This window comes from Psychroflexus aestuariivivens, from assembly GCF_004010055.1.
Classification (GTDB): Bacteria; Bacteroidota; Bacteroidia; order Flavobacteriales; family Flavobacteriaceae; genus Psychroflexus; species Psychroflexus aestuariivivens.
Map to the genome: position 1 here is coordinate 199655 of NZ_RQVT01000018.1, position 18009 is coordinate 217663.

The 18009-nt window shown below is 33.9% G+C and carries 23 protein-coding genes; 10 read left to right on the top strand and 13 right to left on the bottom strand.

Features of this window, described 5'->3' with window-relative positions; translation table 11 throughout:
* Nucleotides 1-3 precede the first annotated feature (3 nt).
* The 6 genes from EIG86_RS03800 to EIG86_RS03825 all read left to right on the top strand — a co-directional run bounded on the left by EIG86_RS03800 (nucleotide 4) and on the right by EIG86_RS03825 (nucleotide 5099).
* Complete coding sequence (locus tag EIG86_RS03800) at nucleotides 4-330, top strand: nucleotide pyrophosphohydrolase (RefSeq protein WP_127844815.1); 327 nt, start codon at nucleotides 4-6, stop codon at nucleotides 328-330.
* Nucleotides 330-593, top strand: a complete 264-nt coding sequence (locus tag EIG86_RS03805) for a hypothetical protein (protein ID WP_127844816.1) — start codon at nucleotides 330-332, stop codon at nucleotides 591-593. The genes EIG86_RS03800 and EIG86_RS03805 overlap by 1 nt, the downstream gene beginning before the upstream one ends.
* The gene (locus EIG86_RS03810) at nucleotides 590-1816 is read left to right on the top strand and encodes a 3-phosphoshikimate 1-carboxyvinyltransferase (protein ID WP_127844817.1); all 1227 of its coding nucleotides are present in this window, start codon (nucleotides 590-592) and stop codon (nucleotides 1814-1816) included. Before EIG86_RS03805 ends, EIG86_RS03810 begins: the two co-directional genes overlap by 4 nt.
* A gap of 96 nt (nucleotides 1817-1912) precedes the next feature.
* Nucleotides 1913-2962, top strand: coding sequence for a tRNA preQ1(34) S-adenosylmethionine ribosyltransferase-isomerase QueA (queA, locus tag EIG86_RS03815; RefSeq protein ID WP_127844931.1), 1050 nt, complete (start codon nucleotides 1913-1915; stop codon nucleotides 2960-2962).
* Nucleotides 2963-3125: 163 nt separating this feature from the next.
* Nucleotides 3126-3938 (top strand): sialate O-acetylesterase, encoded by an 813-nt coding sequence (locus EIG86_RS03820; protein WP_127844818.1) that lies wholly within the window; start codon nucleotides 3126-3128, stop codon nucleotides 3936-3938.
* A gap of 156 nt (nucleotides 3939-4094) precedes the next feature.
* Nucleotides 4095-5099, top strand: coding sequence for an alcohol dehydrogenase (locus EIG86_RS03825; RefSeq protein WP_127844819.1), 1005 nt, complete (start codon nucleotides 4095-4097; stop codon nucleotides 5097-5099).
* Nucleotides 5100-5184: 85 nt separating this feature from the next.
* Here EIG86_RS03825 and EIG86_RS03830 read toward each other — a convergent pair whose 3' ends face one another.
* From EIG86_RS03830 to EIG86_RS03860, 7 genes are all read right to left on the bottom strand, one after another.
* Nucleotides 5185-5877: a M15 family metallopeptidase gene (locus EIG86_RS03830; RefSeq protein WP_205030455.1), complete on the bottom strand. Its 693-nt coding sequence runs from the start codon at nucleotides 5875-5877 to the stop codon at nucleotides 5185-5187.
* Nucleotides 5878-5961: 84 nt separating this feature from the next.
* Complete coding sequence (locus EIG86_RS03835; RefSeq protein WP_317129911.1) at nucleotides 5962-6465, bottom strand: DUF2752 domain-containing protein; 504 nt, start codon at nucleotides 6463-6465, stop codon at nucleotides 5962-5964.
* Entirely contained in the window at nucleotides 6366-6653 is a 288-nt protein-coding gene (locus EIG86_RS03840) for a CD225/dispanin family protein (protein WP_127844821.1), read from the bottom strand. Before EIG86_RS03840 ends, EIG86_RS03835 begins: the two co-directional genes overlap by 100 nt.
* 9 nt (nucleotides 6654-6662) lie before the next feature.
* Complete coding sequence (locus EIG86_RS03845) at nucleotides 6663-6989, bottom strand: CD225/dispanin family protein (protein WP_127844822.1); 327 nt, start codon at nucleotides 6987-6989, stop codon at nucleotides 6663-6665.
* 70 nt (nucleotides 6990-7059) lie between these two features.
* Nucleotides 7060-8349, bottom strand: coding sequence for a glutamate-1-semialdehyde 2,1-aminomutase (gene hemL / locus EIG86_RS03850; RefSeq protein ID WP_127844823.1), 1290 nt, complete (start codon nucleotides 8347-8349; stop codon nucleotides 7060-7062).
* 7 nt (nucleotides 8350-8356) lie between these two features.
* Entirely contained in the window at nucleotides 8357-9211 is an 855-nt protein-coding gene (locus tag EIG86_RS03855) for a glucosaminidase domain-containing protein (RefSeq protein ID WP_127844824.1), read from the bottom strand.
* Nucleotides 9201-10145, bottom strand: a complete 945-nt coding sequence (locus tag EIG86_RS03860) for a 1-aminocyclopropane-1-carboxylate deaminase/D-cysteine desulfhydrase (protein ID WP_127844825.1) — start codon at nucleotides 10143-10145, stop codon at nucleotides 9201-9203. The genes EIG86_RS03855 and EIG86_RS03860 overlap by 11 nt, the downstream gene beginning before the upstream one ends.
* 85 nt (nucleotides 10146-10230) lie before the next feature.
* Here EIG86_RS03860 and EIG86_RS14100 point away from each other — a divergent pair, with 85 nt between their 5' ends.
* The 4 genes from EIG86_RS14100 (at nucleotide 10231) to EIG86_RS03875 (ending at nucleotide 13492) form a co-directional block, all read left to right on the top strand.
* Nucleotides 10231-10392 carry a DUF5522 domain-containing protein gene (locus tag EIG86_RS14100; protein ID WP_157983110.1) on the top strand — a complete coding sequence of 54 codons (162 nt, stop codon included), beginning with the start codon at nucleotides 10231-10233 and terminating at the stop codon, nucleotides 10390-10392.
* Nucleotides 10392-12419 carry a urocanate hydratase gene (locus EIG86_RS03865; protein WP_127844826.1) on the top strand — a complete coding sequence of 676 codons (2028 nt, stop codon included), beginning with the start codon at nucleotides 10392-10394 and terminating at the stop codon, nucleotides 12417-12419. The genes EIG86_RS14100 and EIG86_RS03865 overlap by 1 nt, the downstream gene beginning before the upstream one ends.
* A 10-nt stretch (nucleotides 12420-12429) precedes the next feature.
* Nucleotides 12430-12966 (top strand): DUF4136 domain-containing protein, encoded by a 537-nt coding sequence (locus EIG86_RS03870; protein WP_127844827.1) that lies wholly within the window; start codon nucleotides 12430-12432, stop codon nucleotides 12964-12966.
* Nucleotides 12967-13150: 184 nt separating this feature from the next.
* Nucleotides 13151-13492: a phosphomannose isomerase type II C-terminal cupin domain gene (locus EIG86_RS03875; protein WP_127844828.1), complete on the top strand. Its 342-nt coding sequence runs from the start codon at nucleotides 13151-13153 to the stop codon at nucleotides 13490-13492.
* A 22-nt stretch (nucleotides 13493-13514) separates the two neighbouring features.
* On the opposite strand, the gene aat is transcribed toward EIG86_RS03875, so the two are convergent.
* The 6 genes from aat to EIG86_RS03905 form a co-directional block, all read right to left on the bottom strand.
* Nucleotides 13515-14168 carry a leucyl/phenylalanyl-tRNA--protein transferase gene (aat, locus tag EIG86_RS03880; protein ID WP_127844829.1) on the bottom strand — a complete coding sequence of 218 codons (654 nt, stop codon included), beginning with the start codon at nucleotides 14166-14168 and terminating at the stop codon, nucleotides 13515-13517.
* 4 nt (nucleotides 14169-14172) lie between these two features.
* Nucleotides 14173-15534 carry a short-chain fatty acid transporter gene (locus EIG86_RS03885; protein ID WP_240032174.1) on the bottom strand — a complete coding sequence of 454 codons (1362 nt, stop codon included), beginning with the start codon at nucleotides 15532-15534 and terminating at the stop codon, nucleotides 14173-14175.
* A 94-nt stretch (nucleotides 15535-15628) separates the two neighbouring features.
* The gene (locus EIG86_RS03890) at nucleotides 15629-16003 is read right to left on the bottom strand and encodes a DUF3127 domain-containing protein (protein ID WP_127844830.1); all 375 of its coding nucleotides are present in this window, start codon (nucleotides 16001-16003) and stop codon (nucleotides 15629-15631) included.
* Between the two features lie 2 nt (nucleotides 16004-16005).
* Entirely contained in the window at nucleotides 16006-16878 is an 873-nt protein-coding gene (locus EIG86_RS03895) for a flavin reductase family protein (protein WP_127844831.1), read from the bottom strand.
* Nucleotides 16879-17076: 198 nt separating this feature from the next.
* Nucleotides 17077-17379 carry a hypothetical protein gene (locus tag EIG86_RS03900; protein ID WP_127844832.1) on the bottom strand — a complete coding sequence of 101 codons (303 nt, stop codon included), beginning with the start codon at nucleotides 17377-17379 and terminating at the stop codon, nucleotides 17077-17079.
* Between the two features lie 87 nt (nucleotides 17380-17466).
* The gene (locus tag EIG86_RS03905; RefSeq protein WP_127844833.1) at nucleotides 17467-18006 is read right to left on the bottom strand and encodes an RsmD family RNA methyltransferase; all 540 of its coding nucleotides are present in this window, start codon (nucleotides 18004-18006) and stop codon (nucleotides 17467-17469) included.
* Nucleotides 18007-18009 lie beyond the last annotated feature (3 nt).

Genomic DNA, 18009 nt, shown 5'->3' on the forward strand with positions numbered 1-18009 from the left:
AAAATGAACATACAAGACGCCCAAAAGGCTGTAGACGAATGGATTAAAGATCATGGCGTTCGCTATTTTGACGAACTGACAAATATGGCACAATTGACTGAAGAAGTTGGGGAAGTGGCTAGAATCATTGCTCGTCGTTACGGTGAACAAAGCGAAAAAGAAAGTGACAAAAATAAAGACTTGGGTGAGGAATTAGCAGATGTTGTTTTTGTAATTTTGTGCTTGGCAAACCAAACCGGAATCGATTTGCAAAAATCCTTTGACAAAAAATTGGATTTGAAAACAAAACGTGACCACGACCGCCATCATAATAACGAAAAACTTAAATAATGTTTCAAAAAGTAATTTCTTCCAACGGCTTTTGGAAGTCTGTCATAAGCTTAGCAATTGGTTTTATTTTAATATATAATTTGGTCGATGTTTGGTTTTCTTTCGATTTCGAATTTGGACTCTGGGCTGAAGAACGACTAGCCGAAGACTACTTATTGCGCTTCTTTGTTGCTAATATAATGAGTGGCTTCGTGTACGGTTTTGTAGTTACTTTTTTGAAATTCAGAGGGAAAATTAAAAAAGGGGAAAAACCTCAAAAATGAAACTCAACTTTCAAAAACCAAATTCACTACCACAATTAATTAAAATCACCGGTTCGAAAAGTATTTCTAACCGGTATTTGATTTTACAAGCCTTGTATCCAAAACTCAAACTTGAAGGTCTATCTGAAAGTGACGATACCTTGGTTTTAAAAAAAGCCTTAGAATCTTTTCAAAATTCAGAAGTTATAGATGTTCATCACGCAGGTACGGCCATGCGATTTTTAACCGCATTTCTAGCCACAAACGCTAACAACTCTATTGTATTAACAGGTAGTTCACGCATGCAAGAACGTCCAATAGGTATTCTTGTTGATGCCTTAAGGGATTTAGGAGCAAACATTGAATATCAAAAAAACACAGATTTTCCACCACTAAAAATTGAAGGACGAGATTTGTTGAAAAATGAATTAAAAATACCAGCTAACATCAGTAGTCAATTTATTTCAGCATTGATGTTGATAGCGCCAAGTTTAAAAGAAGGACTAAACATTCAACTGACTTCTAACTTAACTTCACGTCCCTATTTGGAAATGACCGCTAAAATTTTAAAATCTATTGGTATTCAAGTTGAATTTAAAGACGAAAACATTCAAATTTCATATCAACCTCATGTAGATTACCAAACAGTTTCAATCGAATCTGATTGGAGTTCTGCCTCTTATTTTTATAGTGCGCTAGCTTTACTTCCTGAAGGTGAAATACGACTAGCTGAATATCATAAAGACAGTATTCAAGGTGATGCTAAGGTGGCTGAAATCTATAAACAATTTGGAATTGAAACACAATTCAAATCCAATACCATTAAACTATCTAAAAACAAGGATTTCACTTTACCTAAATTTATTCAACTCGATTTGAACGATACGCCCGATTTGGCACAGACCATTGCAGTAACTTGCTTAGGTTTGAATATTAGTTGCATTTTGACTGGTTTGCAGACTTTGAAAGTTAAAGAAACCGATCGTTTACAAGCCTTAAAAAATGAAATTGAAAAATTTGGTGCTGAAGTAAATATTACTGATTCTACTTTAGAAATGAAAACTTCAAGTGAATTGAATTCAGGGGTTAAAATTGAAACCTATAATGATCATCGTATGGCGATGTCTTTTGCACCATTAGCAATAAAAACTGACCTTCACATTCTAAATCCAAAAGTTGTTACTAAATCATTTCCTGATTTTTGGGTTCAAATAAATGCGCTTGGTATAAAAGAAATTTATTAAAAAGCACAAATTTTTGATAAATAATCAATGATTTACTTGACAACGCCTGTTTGCAGATTGTATATTTGCGTTTTTTAAAAATACAGCCTTATGGGAATGAAACTTTCACAATTTGATTTTACTTTACCAGACGAATTATTGGCAGAATATCCGTCAGAAAACCGAGACGAAGCCAAGCTTATGGTCGTCAATAGGAAAGATGGTTCTATAGAACACAAGATGTTCAAGGATTTAATTGAATATTTTGAAGAGAAAGATGTGATGGTTTTCAACAATACGAAAGTTTTTCCAGCAAGATTATACGGTAACAAAGAGAAAACTGGAGCCAAAATTGAAGTTTTCTTATTGAGAGAACTCAATCCTGAAACTAGACTTTGGGATGTTTTGGTAGATCCAGCTCGAAAAATAAGAATCGGGAACAAACTTTATTTCGGTGAAGACGAAAGTTTAGTGGCAGAAGTCATTGACAATACAACCAACCGTGGCCGAACGCTACGTTTCTTATATGATGGCTCTTACCAAGATTTTAGAGCTAAATTGACAGAACTTGGACAAACACCATTGCCTAAATACATAAAACGTGATGTTGTGCCAGAAGATGCTGAAAGATACCAAACTATTTATGCAAAAGAGGAAGGTGCTGTGGCTGCTCCAACTGCTGGTTTACATTTTTCTAAACACTTACTAAAGCGTTTAGAAATAAAAGGAATTGATTTTGCAGAAGTTACTTTGCACATCGGTTTAGGAACATTCAACCCTGTTGAAGTTGAAGATTTGTCTAAGCATAAAATGGACAGTGAGCAGATTAAAGTAAACGACGACGCTGTTGAAATTATCAACAAAGCAAAAAATGAAAAGCGAAAAGTTTGTGCTGTAGGAACAACTGTTATGCGAACTTTAGAAAGTGCAGTTAGTTCAAACCATAGATTGAATCCATACGATGGTTGGACCAATAAATTCATTTTTCCTCCTTTTGATTTCAGTATTGCAGATTGTATGATTACGAATTTTCATATGCCAAAATCTACATTATTGATGATGATTTCTGCATTTGCAGGCCATGATTTGATGGAGAAAGCTTACAAAGAAGCTGTTAAAGAGAAATATAGGTTTTATTCATATGGCGATGCCATGTTGATTTTATAAAAGAATTCTATTCATATAAATTATAAAAAGCTGTTTCGTAATATTTTTCGAATCAGCTTTTTTTCGTTTTTATTGTATAATTGAATTATATTTCAGAATATTGTTGGTATTAAATTCAATTTTTTTAAATACACTTAATTACTATTTCTAATCAACTCTTCCTATGAAAAACAATATCCTAGTTTCGTTTAGCTTAATACTACTGTTTACAATTTTATCTTGTTCAACTTCACCAGATAAAGTGTTATTTGCTGTAGCTGGACAAAGTAATGCCAGAGGAGCAGGTGATAGTTTAAAGTCTCCAGACGCTAGTCATTGTTGTTTTGAATATGATTCTCGAGCCCAAAAATTCATACCGTTGAAAGATCCTGTTGGCCAATACCATATGGGATTTCAAAAATCAAGAAATGGAAGTTTTACTCCTTCTCTTGCGTCTAATTTTTATGAACGAACTGGCGCGAATGTTTATATTGTTCAAACTGCAAAAGGTGAAAGTGCATTACACCCAAAAGCAGAACAAAAAGATTGGGGTGTTTGGGGAACAAACGGTAATTTGCTGCAAAAAAGTTTTCAAAAAATTGATTCTGCGCAAGCTAAAGCAAACTTAAATCTTAGAGCTATTATTTGGTCACAAGGAGAAAATGATGGTGTTGCAATAGCTCAAAATAAAATTTCAATTGAAGATTATAAATCAGAGCTTAACCAATTGATCGATCAATATTTGGCTCGTTACGAAGAGGCAGATTTTGTTATTGTTTCGACAGGAACGCATTCCAATAAATTGAAAAATGAAGGGTTTTCAAAAGTTAGGAAAGCACAAGAGGAAGTAGCTAACAAACGAGAAAGAGTTCACATAGGATATAATAAAACGCATACTTTTGCTGATAAAGATTGGCTAAAAGATCCAGTTCATTACAACCAAAAAGCCCTTAATGACATCGGTAAAAGTTTGGCAGAATTTATTGATAAACTATAGTTGAAAGTTAGATTTAAACGGTAATTTCTTTTAAAACACACTCCATTTTTCTAAATAATTTGAAAAACTTCGAAAATTATTCATAGTTTTAAGAATCTATTATCACCTTGGTTGTTTTCAATTGTTTAATTTACAATGAATCTTAAATTTAAAAACATGAAAGCTGCACAAATACAAGAAGCCGAGGGAGATTTTAAAATTGTTGACTTAGAAAAACCCTCACCTAAACCAAATGAAGTTTTAATAAAAGTTGAAGCTTGTGGGATTTGCCATTCAGATGCATTTGTAAAAGATGGTACTTTCCCAGGCTTAGAATATCCAAGAGTACCAGGTCATGAAGTTGTTGGTCGAGTTGAAGCTTTAGGAAGTGATGTAAATAATTGGAAAATCGATCAGCGTGTCGGAGTAGGCTGGCACGGTGGACATTGTTTTGAGTGCGAGCCTTGTCGTCGCGGAGATTTTATAAGTTGCGAAAATGCAAAAATTAGTGGGATATCTTACGATGGTGGTTATGCTGAATATATGTGTGCACCAAAAGAAGCTATTGTTGCCGTCCCTGATGATTTAAATTCTGCAGATGCCGCGCCTTTACTTTGTGCGGGAATCACGGTATTCAATGCTTTAAGAAATTCTGGAATTCAAGCTGGAGATACTGTAGCTATTCAAGGAATTGGCGGTTTAGGACATTTAGCGATACAATATGCCAATAAAATGGGTATGCGTACAATTGCACTTTCGACAAGCGATGATAAACAAGAGTTGGCTAAAGATTTGGGTGCTCATCACTTTATAAATGCAAAATCTGAAGATGCTGCTGAATCTCTTCAAAAGCTTGGTGGAGCAAGACTTATTCTTGCAACAGCTCCTAACGCCAAAGCGATGACTTCAGTAATTGGCGGGTTAGGTATAGATGGAAAACTTTTAATCGTTGGAGCAACTGGAGATGCTGTTGAAGTAAATCCTATGGAAATGTTGATGGGTAGAAAATCTGTGGCAGGTTGGCCAAGCGGAACAGCAACAGATTCTGAAGATACACTAAAGTTTAGTGCGCTTTTTGATACTAAGCCTATGATTGAAGAATATAAACTTGATGATGTTAAAGAAGCTTACGCCAGAATGATTGACAACAAAGCAAGATTTAGAGTTGTTTTGAAGCCTTAATTTATGATATGATTTAACTTGATATTTTCAAAACCTCTGCCTTAAATGCGGAGGTTTTTTGGTTAAAAGGAAATTAAAATTAAATCTACTGATTTCTTAAATCTTCAAAACTCAAATTCATCAGTGGATTTTCTTCCCAACCTACATAGTCGAAATGCCACCATTCGTAAGGATAAACTTTAAATCCGTGTGCTTGCATAACATCGATGAGCAATTTTCTATTCGCCAAAACTTGTTGAGACAAATCCATGTAATTTGGATGCGCTTTTTTAGTAAAATCATCGTATTCTGTTGGCATTTCTAAAGGCTTTCCACTTTTCAAATCCACCAAAGTGAGGTCGACAGCACAACCTCGATTGTGCCTTGAACCGCTGAATGGTGAAGCAACATAAGTTGTATCCTCAACGCTTTCATAAAACTTAACAGTAGCTTCATAAGGTCGATAAGCATCAAAAATTTTTAGACCTAAACCTAGAGATTCCAAAGTATCTTGAATTTGACTTAAAGCTTCAGCTACAGCTTTCCGAGCAAAAGCATCGGCAGATGGATAAACTTTTTGTTCTACGAAATTGTTTGTCGTTGCATACCGAATGTCAAACTGAATTCCATCAATGTTTCTTAAGTTAACTAGCTTGTATTTTTCATCAGCTTTCATTTTTTTTCGATAATCCTCAATATCATTCATTACTCGAACACCATACTTATTTTTTTCTTGTGCAAATCCAATATTTGAAAAAACACAAAGCCATAGCAAAATAACTAATAATCTAACTGACATATTTTTGAAATTTTCAGGTTTTTAGTGTAAAAATATTTAAATTTTACATTTAAATTCAATGTGAAATTTTTGGGTGATGATTTTTTATGGTGCTAAGTAACAAAACGGCGCGTATGGGATATTTCTAATAATCCAAAATCCAACAACTAAAATCAAAATAACCCAGGGCGTAGCATTATGATATAGTAAATTTTGATTAGATTTTTGGGGACGCTTTTTATTTCGGAAAAACACAAAAAATTTATAGCCAATGATGAGAACTGCCAAAACTATTAATAAATTGTGTTGAATTCCTCCAATAATATTTCCATGCAATATTTCGTGAAAGGCTCTTTGGCTACCGCAGCCAGGACAATGGAAACCAGTCAAAACATAAAAAGGACATTTCGGAAAAAAATTAAAACTTTTTGGACTGAAATTAAAATAGAAAACGACAATTGCAATTGAAGCAATTGTTGTTAAAATATAAACTATTTTTTTTGTCAAACTCAATGTTGAAACGAAAAAGCTGTTAATCCCACAAAAATATAAAATATAAATATGAGAATAAAAATCCCAGCAAATGATACCGCCGACACTATTGCCCAAGTTTTAGCATTCTGAGATGCACGATAAGCACCTTCATAGTCTTGTGACATCCATTTTCTATTTACTTCTGAAGCATAAACGATACTGACAATTCCAGCTGGTAAACAACATAAAATTGTTGTTATAATCGCAAAAGCTAAATAATTTGGCGGTGGTGCTTTTGGGTTATAGTTTTGACTCTGTTCCAAATTAATTATTTATTGTTGCAACTGTTCTTGACGCTCCATTTCTCTTTGGATTTGTTCCATAATATCATCGCCAGCAAAAGCAAAAACAAATACTATGTAGCCAATTAATATTACTAATGCTGTAACCATAGATACAATCCACCAAGTTTTAGCGTTTTTAGAAGCGCGTTGCGCACCTTCATAATCTCCTGCATTGTATTTTGAATTGACTTGAGTTGCATAAACGATACTGACAATTCCAGCTGGTAAACAACAAATAATTGTTGTTATAATAGCCATAGCTAAGTGATTGCTTGGCTGTGGTGGCTGTGGCTGGTTGGTTTGATTCATTTCCATTTTTGTTGATTTAAATATTTCGTTGTTAAAATTAGTATTTTATTAACTTATGACAAGTAAAACTTTAAAATTATTTTAATGTCCCAGCAAATTCTTTTAACGCACTTAATGTTTTGTCTAAATCTTCATAAGACAAAGCGTTGTTCAGAAAATAACTTTCAAACGCGCTTGGTGGTAAATACACACCACGTTCTAACATGCCATGGAAATATGTTTTGAATTTAGGGTTATTTCCTTTTGCTGCGCTTTCAAAATCTCTAACAGGGTTTTCACAGAAATGAACCGAAATCATTGAGCCCAAACGATTTATTTGATGTGTAACTCCAGCTTCTGTCAAAATTTCAGCAATTCCATTATGCAAATAAGCTGTTTTTTCTTCTAGGCTTTTATAAATTTCAGGATTGTTGTTTAGCTCAGTCAGCATAGCAAGTCCTGCTGCCATAGCTAGTGGATTCCCACTCAAGGTTCCGGCTTGATAAACAGGACCATCCGGTGCTAAATAATCCATAATTTCTGATTTTCCAGCAAAAGCGCCAACGGGTAAACCACCACCTATAACTTTACCGAATGTTACAAGATCAGCTTTTACACCTAATAATTCCTGAACGCCACCCTTTGCAAGTCTAAATCCTGTCATTACTTCATCAAAAATCAGTAAAATATCATTGTCATCGCAAACCTGACGCAAGCCTTCTAAAAAGTCTTTTTCAGGAATAATACAACCCATATTTCCCGGAACGGGTTCAATAATGATACAGGCGATCTCGCCTTTATTTTCTTCAATAAGCTTTTTTACACTTTCCAGATCGTTATAATTTGCTAAAAGTGTGTCTTTAGCTGTTCCTTTTGTAACTCCTGGTGAATTTGGTTCGCCAAAAGTTGCACCGCCACTTCCAGCCTGAATCAAAAACGAATCGCTGTGTCCGTGGTAGCAGCCAGCAAATTTTATAATCTTATCTTTTTTAGTAAATCCTCTAGCAAGCCTAACAGCGCTCATACAAGCTTCTGTACCACTATTTACAAATCTAATTTTGTCAATATTTGGAACCATTTCAACCGCAAGTTTGGCGATTTTAGTCTCAATTTCTGTTGGAATTCCAAATGATGTTCCCAATTTGGTTTTTTCGGTCACAGCATCAACGACTGGTTGGTGCGCATGACCCAAAATCATCGGTCCCCAAGATGCAATATAATCTATGATTTTTCTATCGTCTTCATCATAGAGGTAAGCACCTTCGGCTTTTTTGATATAAATAGGCTCTCCGCCAACTGCTGAAAATGCTCTTACAGGTGAGTTGACGCCGCCTGGGATGTATTTTTTAGCTTCGTTGAATAATGCACTACTTCTTTTGTAAATCATATATTTTTTAATTTTTAACTTTCAATTTTTGTCCAATTTGAATATTGTCAGATTTTAATTTATTAATCAATTTCAATTCTTCAACAGTTAAATCAAATCGTTCTGAAATATTATATAAGGTGTCTCCTTTTTTTACTGAATACAATTCGGAATGTTCAGTAGTTTTAGCAGGCTTTGGTAATTTTTTTGAATCCCCATCTAGTATTTCTCGGTCAAAATCATCTAGATTGTATCGCTCTATTAAACTGATTAATTTATTTGGGTATCTTGGATCTGTTGCATAACCAGCCCGTTTCAGTCCTTTCGCCCAGGCTTTATAATCATCGCTATCATAGTCAAACAAAAAGGCGTAACGCTGACGTTCAAATAAAAAAAGCGAATGATCTCTGAAAGAGTATCTCGCATCGTTGTATTTTCTGAAACATTCTTGAGCTTCATCATCATCGTGATATACTTTTTCACCTTTCCAGCCATTGCATTTTATTCCAAAATGGTTATTAGATTTTTGAGTCAATGGTCCACTTCCTGACCCTGATTCTAGAATTCCTTGTGCCAAAGTAATACTGGCAGGAATACCATATAATTGCATTTCTTCCTTTGCAATTTCAGCAAAATCAAAGATATAAAGTTCCACAGCACTCATTTTGCTTCTATCGATTCCAGTATCTTTGTTTTCAGTAGATTCTGTGTTGATATGATAATCATCTTCAGAATCTTTCATTGAGGTGTCTCGCTGTGTAGAAACTTGTCTGTCAACTTGTGAATTCTGTCGAGATTGCTCTTGCTGAGCAACTTTACGTTTTGAGCCACATGAGGCTAAAGTTAAAATAATTAAGATATAAAGCAGTGATTTAAACGTCATTGTAATGTATTTTTTCAAGTCCTTTTTTATCAAGTAAAACATTCATGCCCTCGATACCTTGTAAACCGCCAGTATGAACCGCTAAAATACGAGTATTTTTTGAAAAATAACCGTCTTCAATACGTTGAAGGATACCAAAAATCATTTTACCAGTGTAAATAGGATCGAGTTGAATGCGAAATTTTGTTTTGAAATCATTGATAAATCGAATTAATTCTGAATCGATTTTTGCATAACCACCAAAATGAAATTCATCGTCGATTATCCAATTGGTTTTTGAAGTATATTTTTGAATTTCATTTTTCAAAAAATCTCCTTTTAAAGCTGGAAATCCTATCAACTTTTGATGACTTTTAGAGGCTTCAATTAATCCTGAAAAAGTACCACCAGTGCCTATTGATGAGCAAATAACATCAAAATAATCATCTTTGTTTTTTAAAATTTCTCGACAACCTTTTATAGCTAATTCGTTAGTGCCTCCTTCTGGAATGACATAAGTTGAAGTCGATTTTTGAATAATTTCTTGAACAAGAGGCATTTCAACTTTTTGCCGATAATCCGTTCGGTTGACAAATTTTAGTGTCATTCCTGATTTGACAGCAAAAGCTAAAGTTTTATTTTGACTTAATGTTTTGCTTAGATTTTCTCTTAATTCTTCACCGCGAATAATTCCAATACTAGGTAATTTCATTATTTCGCAAGCTTTGGCTGTGGCTGCAATATGATTGGAAAATGCACCCCCAAAAGTCAAAATTTGTTGTGCATTTTTAGATTTCGCTTCTAACAAATTGTATTTCAGTTTTCTAAATTTATTTCCAGAAACAAAAGGATGAATTAAATCTTCACGTTTTATATATAAACTGACATTGTTTTTCTCCAACACAAATTCATTTTCAGAAATTGGTGAATTTTCAAAAAAAATTAATTCTTTCATATAATATTGTTGAAAACGAATGATATTATTTTACAAAATTACAGTCTAAAATTCGATATAAATATGGGATTCATTAAATTTGTGCATGAATTTTTTTAAAAAACAAATTCCATTGGAAGATGGTGATTTTTATATCACAGAAGAAGGTTATCGTTGCTTTACCGAGCAATACCATTTAAAACGTGGCTATTGTTGTAAAAGCGGTTGCCGACATTGTCCCTATGGATTTGATAAAAGCAAAAACTAATGCAAACATTTCAAGAAGAAATATTAGAAGGCATTCCTTCAAAACTCCCACTGCCAAAGGCTTATGATGAAAATATCAATCACGCACCAAAGCGAAAAAAAATATTGAGCAAAACTGAAGAAGTTTTAGCTTTAAAAAACGCATTACGTTATTTTGAAACGGAACATCATGAGGTTTTACTAAAAGAATTCAAAGAAGAATTGGAGCAATACGGCAGAATTTACATGTATCGTTTGAGACCAGAACATGATATTTATGCGCGTTCTATCGATGAATATCCAGGCCAAAGTTTACAAGCTAAAGCCATTATGTTGATGATTCAAAATAATCTTGACAAAGCTGTTGCGCAACATCCACATGAATTGATTACTTATGGCGGAAATGGTGGTGTGTTTCAAAACTGGGCGCAATATAGATTGACCATGAAATATCTAGCCGAAATGACCGATGAACAAACATTGGTGATGTATTCTGGACATCCGATGGGTTTATTTCCTTCGCATGAAACTGCACCAAGAGTAGTGGTAACCAACGGGATGACAATTCCGAATTATTCTAAACCAGATGATTGGGAAAAATTCAATGCGCTAGGTGTTTCTCAATATGGTCAAATGACCGCAGGAAGTTATATGTATATCGGGCCGCAAGGAATTGTTCACGGAACGACAATTACAGTATTAAACGCTTTCAGAAAGATTAACAAGTCTCCAAAAGGAGGTTTGTTTGTTACTGCTGGACTTGGCGGTATGAGTGGCGCTCAACCAAAAGCTGGTAACATAGCAGGTTGTGTGACTGTTTGTGCAGAAGTCAATCCAAAAGCAACTCAAGTTAGACACTCTCAGGGTTGGGTTGACGAAGTTATTAGCGATTTAGATAAATTAGTTGAACGTGTTCAAACTGCAAAATCCAATAAAGAAGCAGTTTCAATTGCTTACGATGGAAATGTGGTAGATGTTTGGGAAAAATTTGACCAAGCCAATGTGAAAATTGACTTGGGTTCTGACCAAACTTCACTTCACAATCCTTGGGCTGGTGGATATTATCCTGCAGGAATGACTTACGATGAAGCTAATAAATTGATGTCTGAACAGCCACAAAAATTTAAAGCCGAAGTTCAAGAAAGTCTTCGTCGTCATGCATCTGCCATCAACAATCACACTGCGAAAGGCACTTATTTCTTCGATTATGGAAATGCGTTTTTATTGGAAGCTTCAAGAGCTGGTGCCGCAATTCATAAGGATGAAAATGGAAATTTAGTGGAAAAAATTAAAGCTGGAGAAAATGCAGAAAAATTTGCTTACTCAAGTTATGTCCAAGATATAATGGGACCAATGTGTTTCGATTACGGTTTTGGTCCTTTTCGTTGGGTTTGTGCTTCCGGAAAGGCTGAAGATTTACAAAAAACCGATGAAATTGCTACTAAAGTTTTAGAAGAACAAAAGAAAAATTCTGAAGAAGACATTCAGCAACAAATGCAAGACAATATCACTTGGATTAAAGGTGCTCAGGAGAATAAATTAGTCGTTGGTTCACAAGCTAGAATTTTGTATGCTGATGCTTTAGGGAGAATGAAAATAGCAGAAGTTTTTAATAAAGCTATTGCAAATAATGAAATTGGGCCAGTTATCTTAGGTCGTGATCATCACGATGTTTCCGGAACAGACTCACCATTTAGAGAGACCTCAAATATTTATGATGGAAGCAAGTTTACCGCAGATATGGCAATTCAAAATGTAATTGGTGATAGTTTTCGCGGAGCAACTTGGGTTAGCATTCATAACGGTGGTGGCGTAGGCTGGGGCGAAGTTATTAATGGTGGTTTTGGCATGTTACTTGATGGTAGTACAGTAGCAGATTCCAAGTTGAAATCAATGTTACATTGGGATGTCAATAACGGCATTGCCAGAAGGTCTTGGGCAAGAAATGAAGGCGCAGAAATCGCCATCAAAAGAGCGATGAATATAGAGCCCAATCTAAAAGTAACTTTGCCAAAACATGTGGATGATGCTTTGTTTAATAACATTTAAATGAAACATTATGAAAAGTTTTAAAATTTTATTTTTCACCTTATTTGCTACCATTTTGATGTCTTGTTCATCTATTAAAGTAGCAACAGATTACGACCGAAAAGTCGATTTTGACCAATACGAAAGTTTTGCATTTTATAAGCCTGGCATTGATAAAGCAGAAATTTCTGATTTAGACAAAAAAAGGATTCTTAGAGCTATTGAAGCCAATCTTACTGCCAAAGGGATGACTAAATCCAAAAATCCTGATTTATTGGTAAGTATATTTACAGAAACGACAGAAAATGTGAATATTTACCAAAACAATTTTGGTTATGGCTGGGGTTGGAATCCTTACTTTTGGGGAGGTGCAGGAAGAAATACTGTATCGAGAAATGTTGAAGGAACGCTTTACATCGATTTGATAGATGCAGAGCAGAATGAGCTAGTTTGGCAAGGATTAGGGACAGGAATTTTAAGTCTTGATATGGAAAAGAAACAAGAAAAAATTAATGAAATTGTTCAAAAGATTTTAGAAAAATATCCACCACAATTAGAAGAAAAATAGTTTGTAGTTGATTATTTTTTGTTTGACGAATAAGGCTGTTCAAATGTAAGTCACTTTTGAACAGCCTTATTTATTTTGAAATAAATATTAGATAAATTGAATTTATATTTCCGATGTGAATGAGATTGCTTTATTTTGCAACTATTTTGAAGAAGATTTTCAATTCAATTATAAAATTTTAATTATGGAGCAAGATCAACGGCCTTGGGGTTCTTACTATGTTTTGGAAGATGCTGATACGCACAAAGTTAAACGCATTATTGTAAAACCAGGAGGTCGACTTTCATATCAATTTCATTATAAAAGATCTGAAGTTTGGACTATTGTGAAAGGCGAAGCAAGAATTACTTTGAATGATGTCGATACAGACTACAAAGCTGGTGATGTTATAAAAATCCCTTTGAAAGCCAGACACAGAATTCAAAATATTGGCGAAAACGAATTAATTTTTATAGAAGTTCAACTCGGTACTTATTTTGGCGAAGACGATATTGTTAGAATTGAAGACGATTATAAACGTTCTTAGCTAAAGCTATTTTCTTTCAGATTCACATAGTTTTTTTAGCTTTTAATATATTCATAAAATTATTTCGGCTAATTTCTTTTGCTCCAAGACTCTCTAAATGTTTTGTGTAAACTTGGCAATCTATAGTTTTGATACTGTTTTTCTCCATATTTTTTACCATAGTTATAAAACCAAATTTCGAAGCATTGCTAACTTCACTAAACATACTTTCACCACAAAATACTTGTTGTTCTTTCAGTAAAATACCATACAATCCGCCAACAATTTTATCATTTTGCCAGACTTCAAAAGATTTCGCAACACCTTCTTCATGAAGTGAAATATATGCAGAAATCATGTCTTCAGTAATCCATGTTTCATCTTGACCAGGACGATTGATTTGGGCACATTTTCTAATCACATGTTCAAAATTTTCATTGAAAGTCACTTTGAAAGCCTTTTCTTTGAATAGTTTGATCATAGATTTTGATACTTTTAAATCTTCAGTAAAAAGAACCATTCTAGGGTCTGGACTCCACCATAATATTGGTTGACCTTCTGCAAACCATGGGAAAATTCCATTTTCATAAGCAATTTTTAAGCGTTCTGTACTCAAGTCACCACCGAAAGCAAGCAATCCTTTTTCGTCTGCAAGATTTGGGTGTGGAAAAATAAGGTCTGAAGTAAGTTTGTACATAAATTTAAAATATAAATAGAAGTCCTAAAATATAAATGATGCTGCCAATAATAAACAAAATGAATGTAAATGGAAAAATGTCGCTAGCTTTTAATTTTGTTATGGCTAAAAGCGGCAAAGCCCAAAAGGGTTGCAACATGTTAGTAATTTGGTCGCCGTATGACAATGCCATGACAATTTTGGGCAGTGGCACACCGAGTTTTGAGGCAGAATCTATAGCAATTGGCCCTTGAATAGCCCATTGCCCGCCACCGCTTGGTACAAAAATATTGACTATTCCTGAACTGATAAATGTGAAAATCGGAAGGGTAGTTTCATTGGAAATACTAACAAAAAAGTTAGCGAAATTGATAGCCAAACCACTGTCTTTCATCAAACCAATGATGCCAAAGTATAGCGGAAATTGAATTAAAATTCCAGAAGCACCTTTGATAGCTTCAGAAAGTGCTTTTAAATATTTAAAGATGTTTTTATGAAGTAAAACACCTAAACCAAGCATGAAGAAATTAAGCATGTTTGGAGTTAAGTTCAAACTTTTAATATTTTCAAAATACGAAATAAAAAATGCGATTAACAGTAAACTACCAAAAACTAAACTTACAATTCTGTGTTGTTCTAATGGATGTTTATGATCAGAATCCGTTTGGTCACTTGTTTTGTCGATAAGAATATTGACTCTGAAATTTAATTTAGAATAGTGCTGAATTTTTCTGAATATAATAGGAACAGCAACAAGCACAATTCCAAAAATAATTAAATTTTCAATGCTAAAAATTGTATCGGATGTGGAAATATAATCAGGAAAAATATTGGAGTTTTCTCCCATCATGTTTTTTAAATGTCCCTTTTCAGCGACTTTTAAAGGTGCAGAACCAGAGAGACCGCCATGCCAAATCATCATTCCTGAATAGCCCAATGCACCAACTAATGGATAATTGATATTCAGGTTCTCATTTGCTGATTTTTCGCCTATTTTCCTGACCAAAATTGCACCGAAAATAAGTCCTAAACCCCAGTTGAAAAATCCCATTAGCATTGTTGCTACAGTGACTAAAACTACAGCGCTTTTAGTGTCGCTAACAAAACTTGTAATTTTCTTCAGGACAATATTTACTGGTTGACTCAGTACTAAAATATGTCCTAAGACCAAAATTAACATCATTTGGTAACCAAAAACTAACAAATCTGAATTCCAAATACCGTTTTGCCATGCTTTGAAGACAGAAAAAATTTGAGATTGATCTGAATCAAAATCTCCAAACAAATAAGCCAAAATCAAGCTTATGATACTCAAAATAATACTTAGAGTAAAAGGCGAGGGTAGGAACTTGGCAAAAAAACTTTCTATTTTGGAAATCAATTTCATTCAACTAAAGTAAAGAATTGTGTGGCATATTTAAAAACAAAAAAGCTTCAGCAAAAATACTGAAGCTAAATTTAAAATATGATGTAAGTTCAATTTAAAAAGGCAAATCGTCTTCGTTATCGTCGTTCAAATCTTGAACTGGTTCAAATTGATCTGACGGTGGAACTGGTGGAGCTCCAGCACTATTGCTTTGTTCATAATTTTCTATTCTCCAGCCATTCAAAGAGTTGAAATATTTGGTTTCTCCCTGTGGACTGACCCATTCACGACCTCTCAAATTGATACCGACTTTTACATTTTGACCAACTTTAAATTTATCGAGCAAATTTGTTTTATCTTGAACAAACTCTATCAGAATGTGTTGTGGATATTGCTCTTCTGTAGTCACGACCATTTCTCTTTTTCTGAAACCATTGCTTCCGAATTCTTTGGTTTCTCCAATCACTTTAATTTTTCCTTGTACTTCCATAATTATTGTTTTGCGAGTAATATTTTCCAGGCTTTGTCTACCTCATTTTTATTTAAATATTCTTGTGCGATAATCTGTATTTTTTCTTCAGAACTTTCTTCCATGAAATTTGCTAACTCATTAGATTCTACAAAATGTTTTACTGCTTTTGCATCTGGTAAACGCTCTACATTTGCCAATTTTCCTAGATCGTTTCCAGTTAGTGTTTTGCTAAATCTAATATATTCTGGGATTTTGTCCACGCCAATACCAAGTGTAGATAATGGTTTTTCAACCTCAAACATGCCTTGGTTTGCTCTGGAATACCAGTTGCCACCCATTCTGGCAACCAAATCTATTTTATGTTGATCTATTTTTAAATTGTCATCTAGCAAATCTTCTCTTACGTGAACTTTGACGACTTCAGAAATAATTAAATTTCCTGCTCCACCTTCTTTGCCTAAATGAACGATTTCATTCACTTTACATTCATATTGAACCGGAGATTCTTTCACTCGGTAAGGCTTTACTATGTCTGATTTCAACATATTCAAACCAGATTTTTCAAATTCATTTACTCCAGCCTCGTATTCTGTACTGGACAATGACATTTGCTGAACAATGTCCCAATTGACAACATTGATCACAACTTCTTTGGTTTTTTCTATATTTTCTAAAGTGTGTTTTGTTGTATTATTTCTGACGCGTCTCGCCGGAGAAAAAATCATAATCGGCGGATTCGCACTGAACACATTGAAAAAACTATATGGCGAAAGGTTTGGTTTTCCATCAGCATCCATCGTACTGGCAAAAGCAATAGGTCTTGGACCGATGGATCCTAATAAAATTCCATGGAGTTCAGGTGTTTTCAATTCTGAAGGCAGGAAACTTTTCATATTAATCAATTTTTACAAATGTAATTAATCTTTGTTGAATATCGGTCTCGTCTATGAGTAGTTGCATGGTTTAGCATTTAACTTTGCAAGTACAAAACAAGTTGGAAATTCGAATTAATTTCCAAAGTAGGCGAGAACAAGTTATTAAATATAGTCACTGTTAGTAGCTGGCTTCTTTTTTTCTATTATCTTCAATTATTAATTTTGGATTTCTAATTTCAAGTATTTATTTCTTCCAAAGGTTATGTAGTATAAAGCTAAAAATGGATTCGTTCCTTTCAGTGATATATTTTTATTTTCTCCCTCTTTTATATCCAATTTTATTTCGTTCGATTGACACCAATCAATTTTTGCCTTTAATATATGTTTTCCTGGATTCACATTTATAGTTTTATCTTCACCATCTTTTATTTTATATTTTACTTGATTATCTAATACGAGTTTTATTTTTCTCAATTTATTAGAGTATCCAGAGATTCTATTAATTGTAATTTGAGCCATTTCAAATGTGTTTAATTATTTAATTTGAAGTTAGTTTTACTTATTTGCTTGACTCTAACTTTTTGAATAAAAATGAGTCTGAAATATTTATGATATTTTGAAAAAACTAAATACTGAATTTCCATAACGTCTTTGTTCAGAAAAGGTTTCAATATGCGATAAATCGGTGTGTTTGCTGTGTTCCAATATCAAAATCCCTTCGTTTTGAAGTAATTTTCGTTCTCGAACAAGAAATTCAATCTTTTCTAACTGTTCAATTTCAAAAACATAAGGTGGATCAGCGAAAATAAGGTCGAATTTGTTGTTTGTTTTTTCTAAAAAATCAAATACATCACTTTTTACAAGATTCAAATTTGTATCTAATTCAAGATTCGTTTTTGATAAAAATTTGATACACTCGTAATTTTTGTCAACACTTGTAATCGTTGTGGTTCCTCTGGAAGCAAATTCAAAAGAAATGCTTCCGATGCCAGCAAAAAGGTCTAAAACTACCAGGTCTTGAAAGTGAACTTTGTGGTTCAAAATATTGAATAAACCTTCCTTTGCCATATCTGTTGTGGGTCTGACAGGTAATTTTTTTGGTGCAATAATTCGGCGACCTTTCAGGCTTCCAGAAACAATTCGCATAGG

What these genes read in the sequence shown, in the direction of transcription:
- EIG86_RS03830 (WP_205030455.1), bottom strand. Translation starts at nt 5,877, where the DNA reads ATGTCAGTTAGATTATTAGTTATTTTGCTATGGCTTTGTGTTTTTTCA.
- EIG86_RS03860 (WP_127844825.1), bottom strand. Translation starts at nt 10,145, where the DNA reads ATGAAAGAATTAATTTTTTTTGAAAATTCACCAATTTCTGAAAATGAA.
- EIG86_RS03865 (WP_127844826.1), top strand. Translation starts at nt 10,392, where the DNA reads ATGCAAACATTTCAAGAAGAAATATTAGAAGGCATTCCTTCAAAACTC.
- EIG86_RS03810 (WP_127844817.1), top strand. Translation starts at nt 590, where the DNA reads ATGAAACTCAACTTTCAAAAACCAAATTCACTACCACAATTAATTAAA.
- EIG86_RS03855 (WP_127844824.1), bottom strand. Translation starts at nt 9,211, where the DNA reads ATGACGTTTAAATCACTGCTTTATATCTTAATTATTTTAACTTTAGCC.
- EIG86_RS03845 (WP_127844822.1), bottom strand. Translation starts at nt 6,989, where the DNA reads ATGGAAATGAATCAAACCAACCAGCCACAGCCACCACAGCCAAGCAAT.
- EIG86_RS03800 (WP_127844815.1), top strand. Translation starts at nt 4, where the DNA reads ATGAACATACAAGACGCCCAAAAGGCTGTAGACGAATGGATTAAAGAT.
- EIG86_RS03885 (WP_240032174.1), bottom strand. Translation starts at nt 15,534, where the DNA reads ATGAAATTGATTTCCAAAATAGAAAGTTTTTTTGCCAAGTTCCTACCC.
- EIG86_RS03825 (WP_127844819.1), top strand. Translation starts at nt 4,095, where the DNA reads ATGAAAGCTGCACAAATACAAGAAGCCGAGGGAGATTTTAAAATTGTT.
- EIG86_RS03890 (WP_127844830.1), bottom strand. Translation starts at nt 16,003, where the DNA reads ATGGAAGTACAAGGAAAAATTAAAGTGATTGGAGAAACCAAAGAATTC.
- EIG86_RS03905 (WP_127844833.1), bottom strand. Translation starts at nt 18,006, where the DNA reads ATGCGAATTGTTTCTGGAAGCCTGAAAGGTCGCCGAATTATTGCACCA.
- aat (WP_127844829.1), bottom strand. Translation starts at nt 14,168, where the DNA reads ATGTACAAACTTACTTCAGACCTTATTTTTCCACACCCAAATCTTGCA.
- EIG86_RS03805 (WP_127844816.1), top strand. Translation starts at nt 330, where the DNA reads ATGTTTCAAAAAGTAATTTCTTCCAACGGCTTTTGGAAGTCTGTCATA.
- EIG86_RS03900 (WP_127844832.1), bottom strand. Translation starts at nt 17,379, where the DNA reads ATGGCTCAAATTACAATTAATAGAATCTCTGGATACTCTAATAAATTG.
- EIG86_RS03820 (WP_127844818.1), top strand. Translation starts at nt 3,126, where the DNA reads ATGAAAAACAATATCCTAGTTTCGTTTAGCTTAATACTACTGTTTACA.
- hemL (WP_127844823.1), bottom strand. Translation starts at nt 8,349, where the DNA reads ATGATTTACAAAAGAAGTAGTGCATTATTCAACGAAGCTAAAAAATAC.
- EIG86_RS03895 (WP_127844831.1), bottom strand. Translation starts at nt 16,878, where the DNA reads ATGAAAAGTTTCCTGCCTTCAGAATTGAAAACACCTGAACTCCATGGA.
- queA (WP_127844931.1), top strand. Translation starts at nt 1,913, where the DNA reads ATGAAACTTTCACAATTTGATTTTACTTTACCAGACGAATTATTGGCA.
- EIG86_RS03870 (WP_127844827.1), top strand. Translation starts at nt 12,430, where the DNA reads ATGAAAAGTTTTAAAATTTTATTTTTCACCTTATTTGCTACCATTTTG.
- EIG86_RS03875 (WP_127844828.1), top strand. Translation starts at nt 13,151, where the DNA reads ATGGAGCAAGATCAACGGCCTTGGGGTTCTTACTATGTTTTGGAAGAT.
- EIG86_RS14100 (WP_157983110.1), top strand. Translation starts at nt 10,231, where the DNA reads ATGAATTTTTTTAAAAAACAAATTCCATTGGAAGATGGTGATTTTTAT.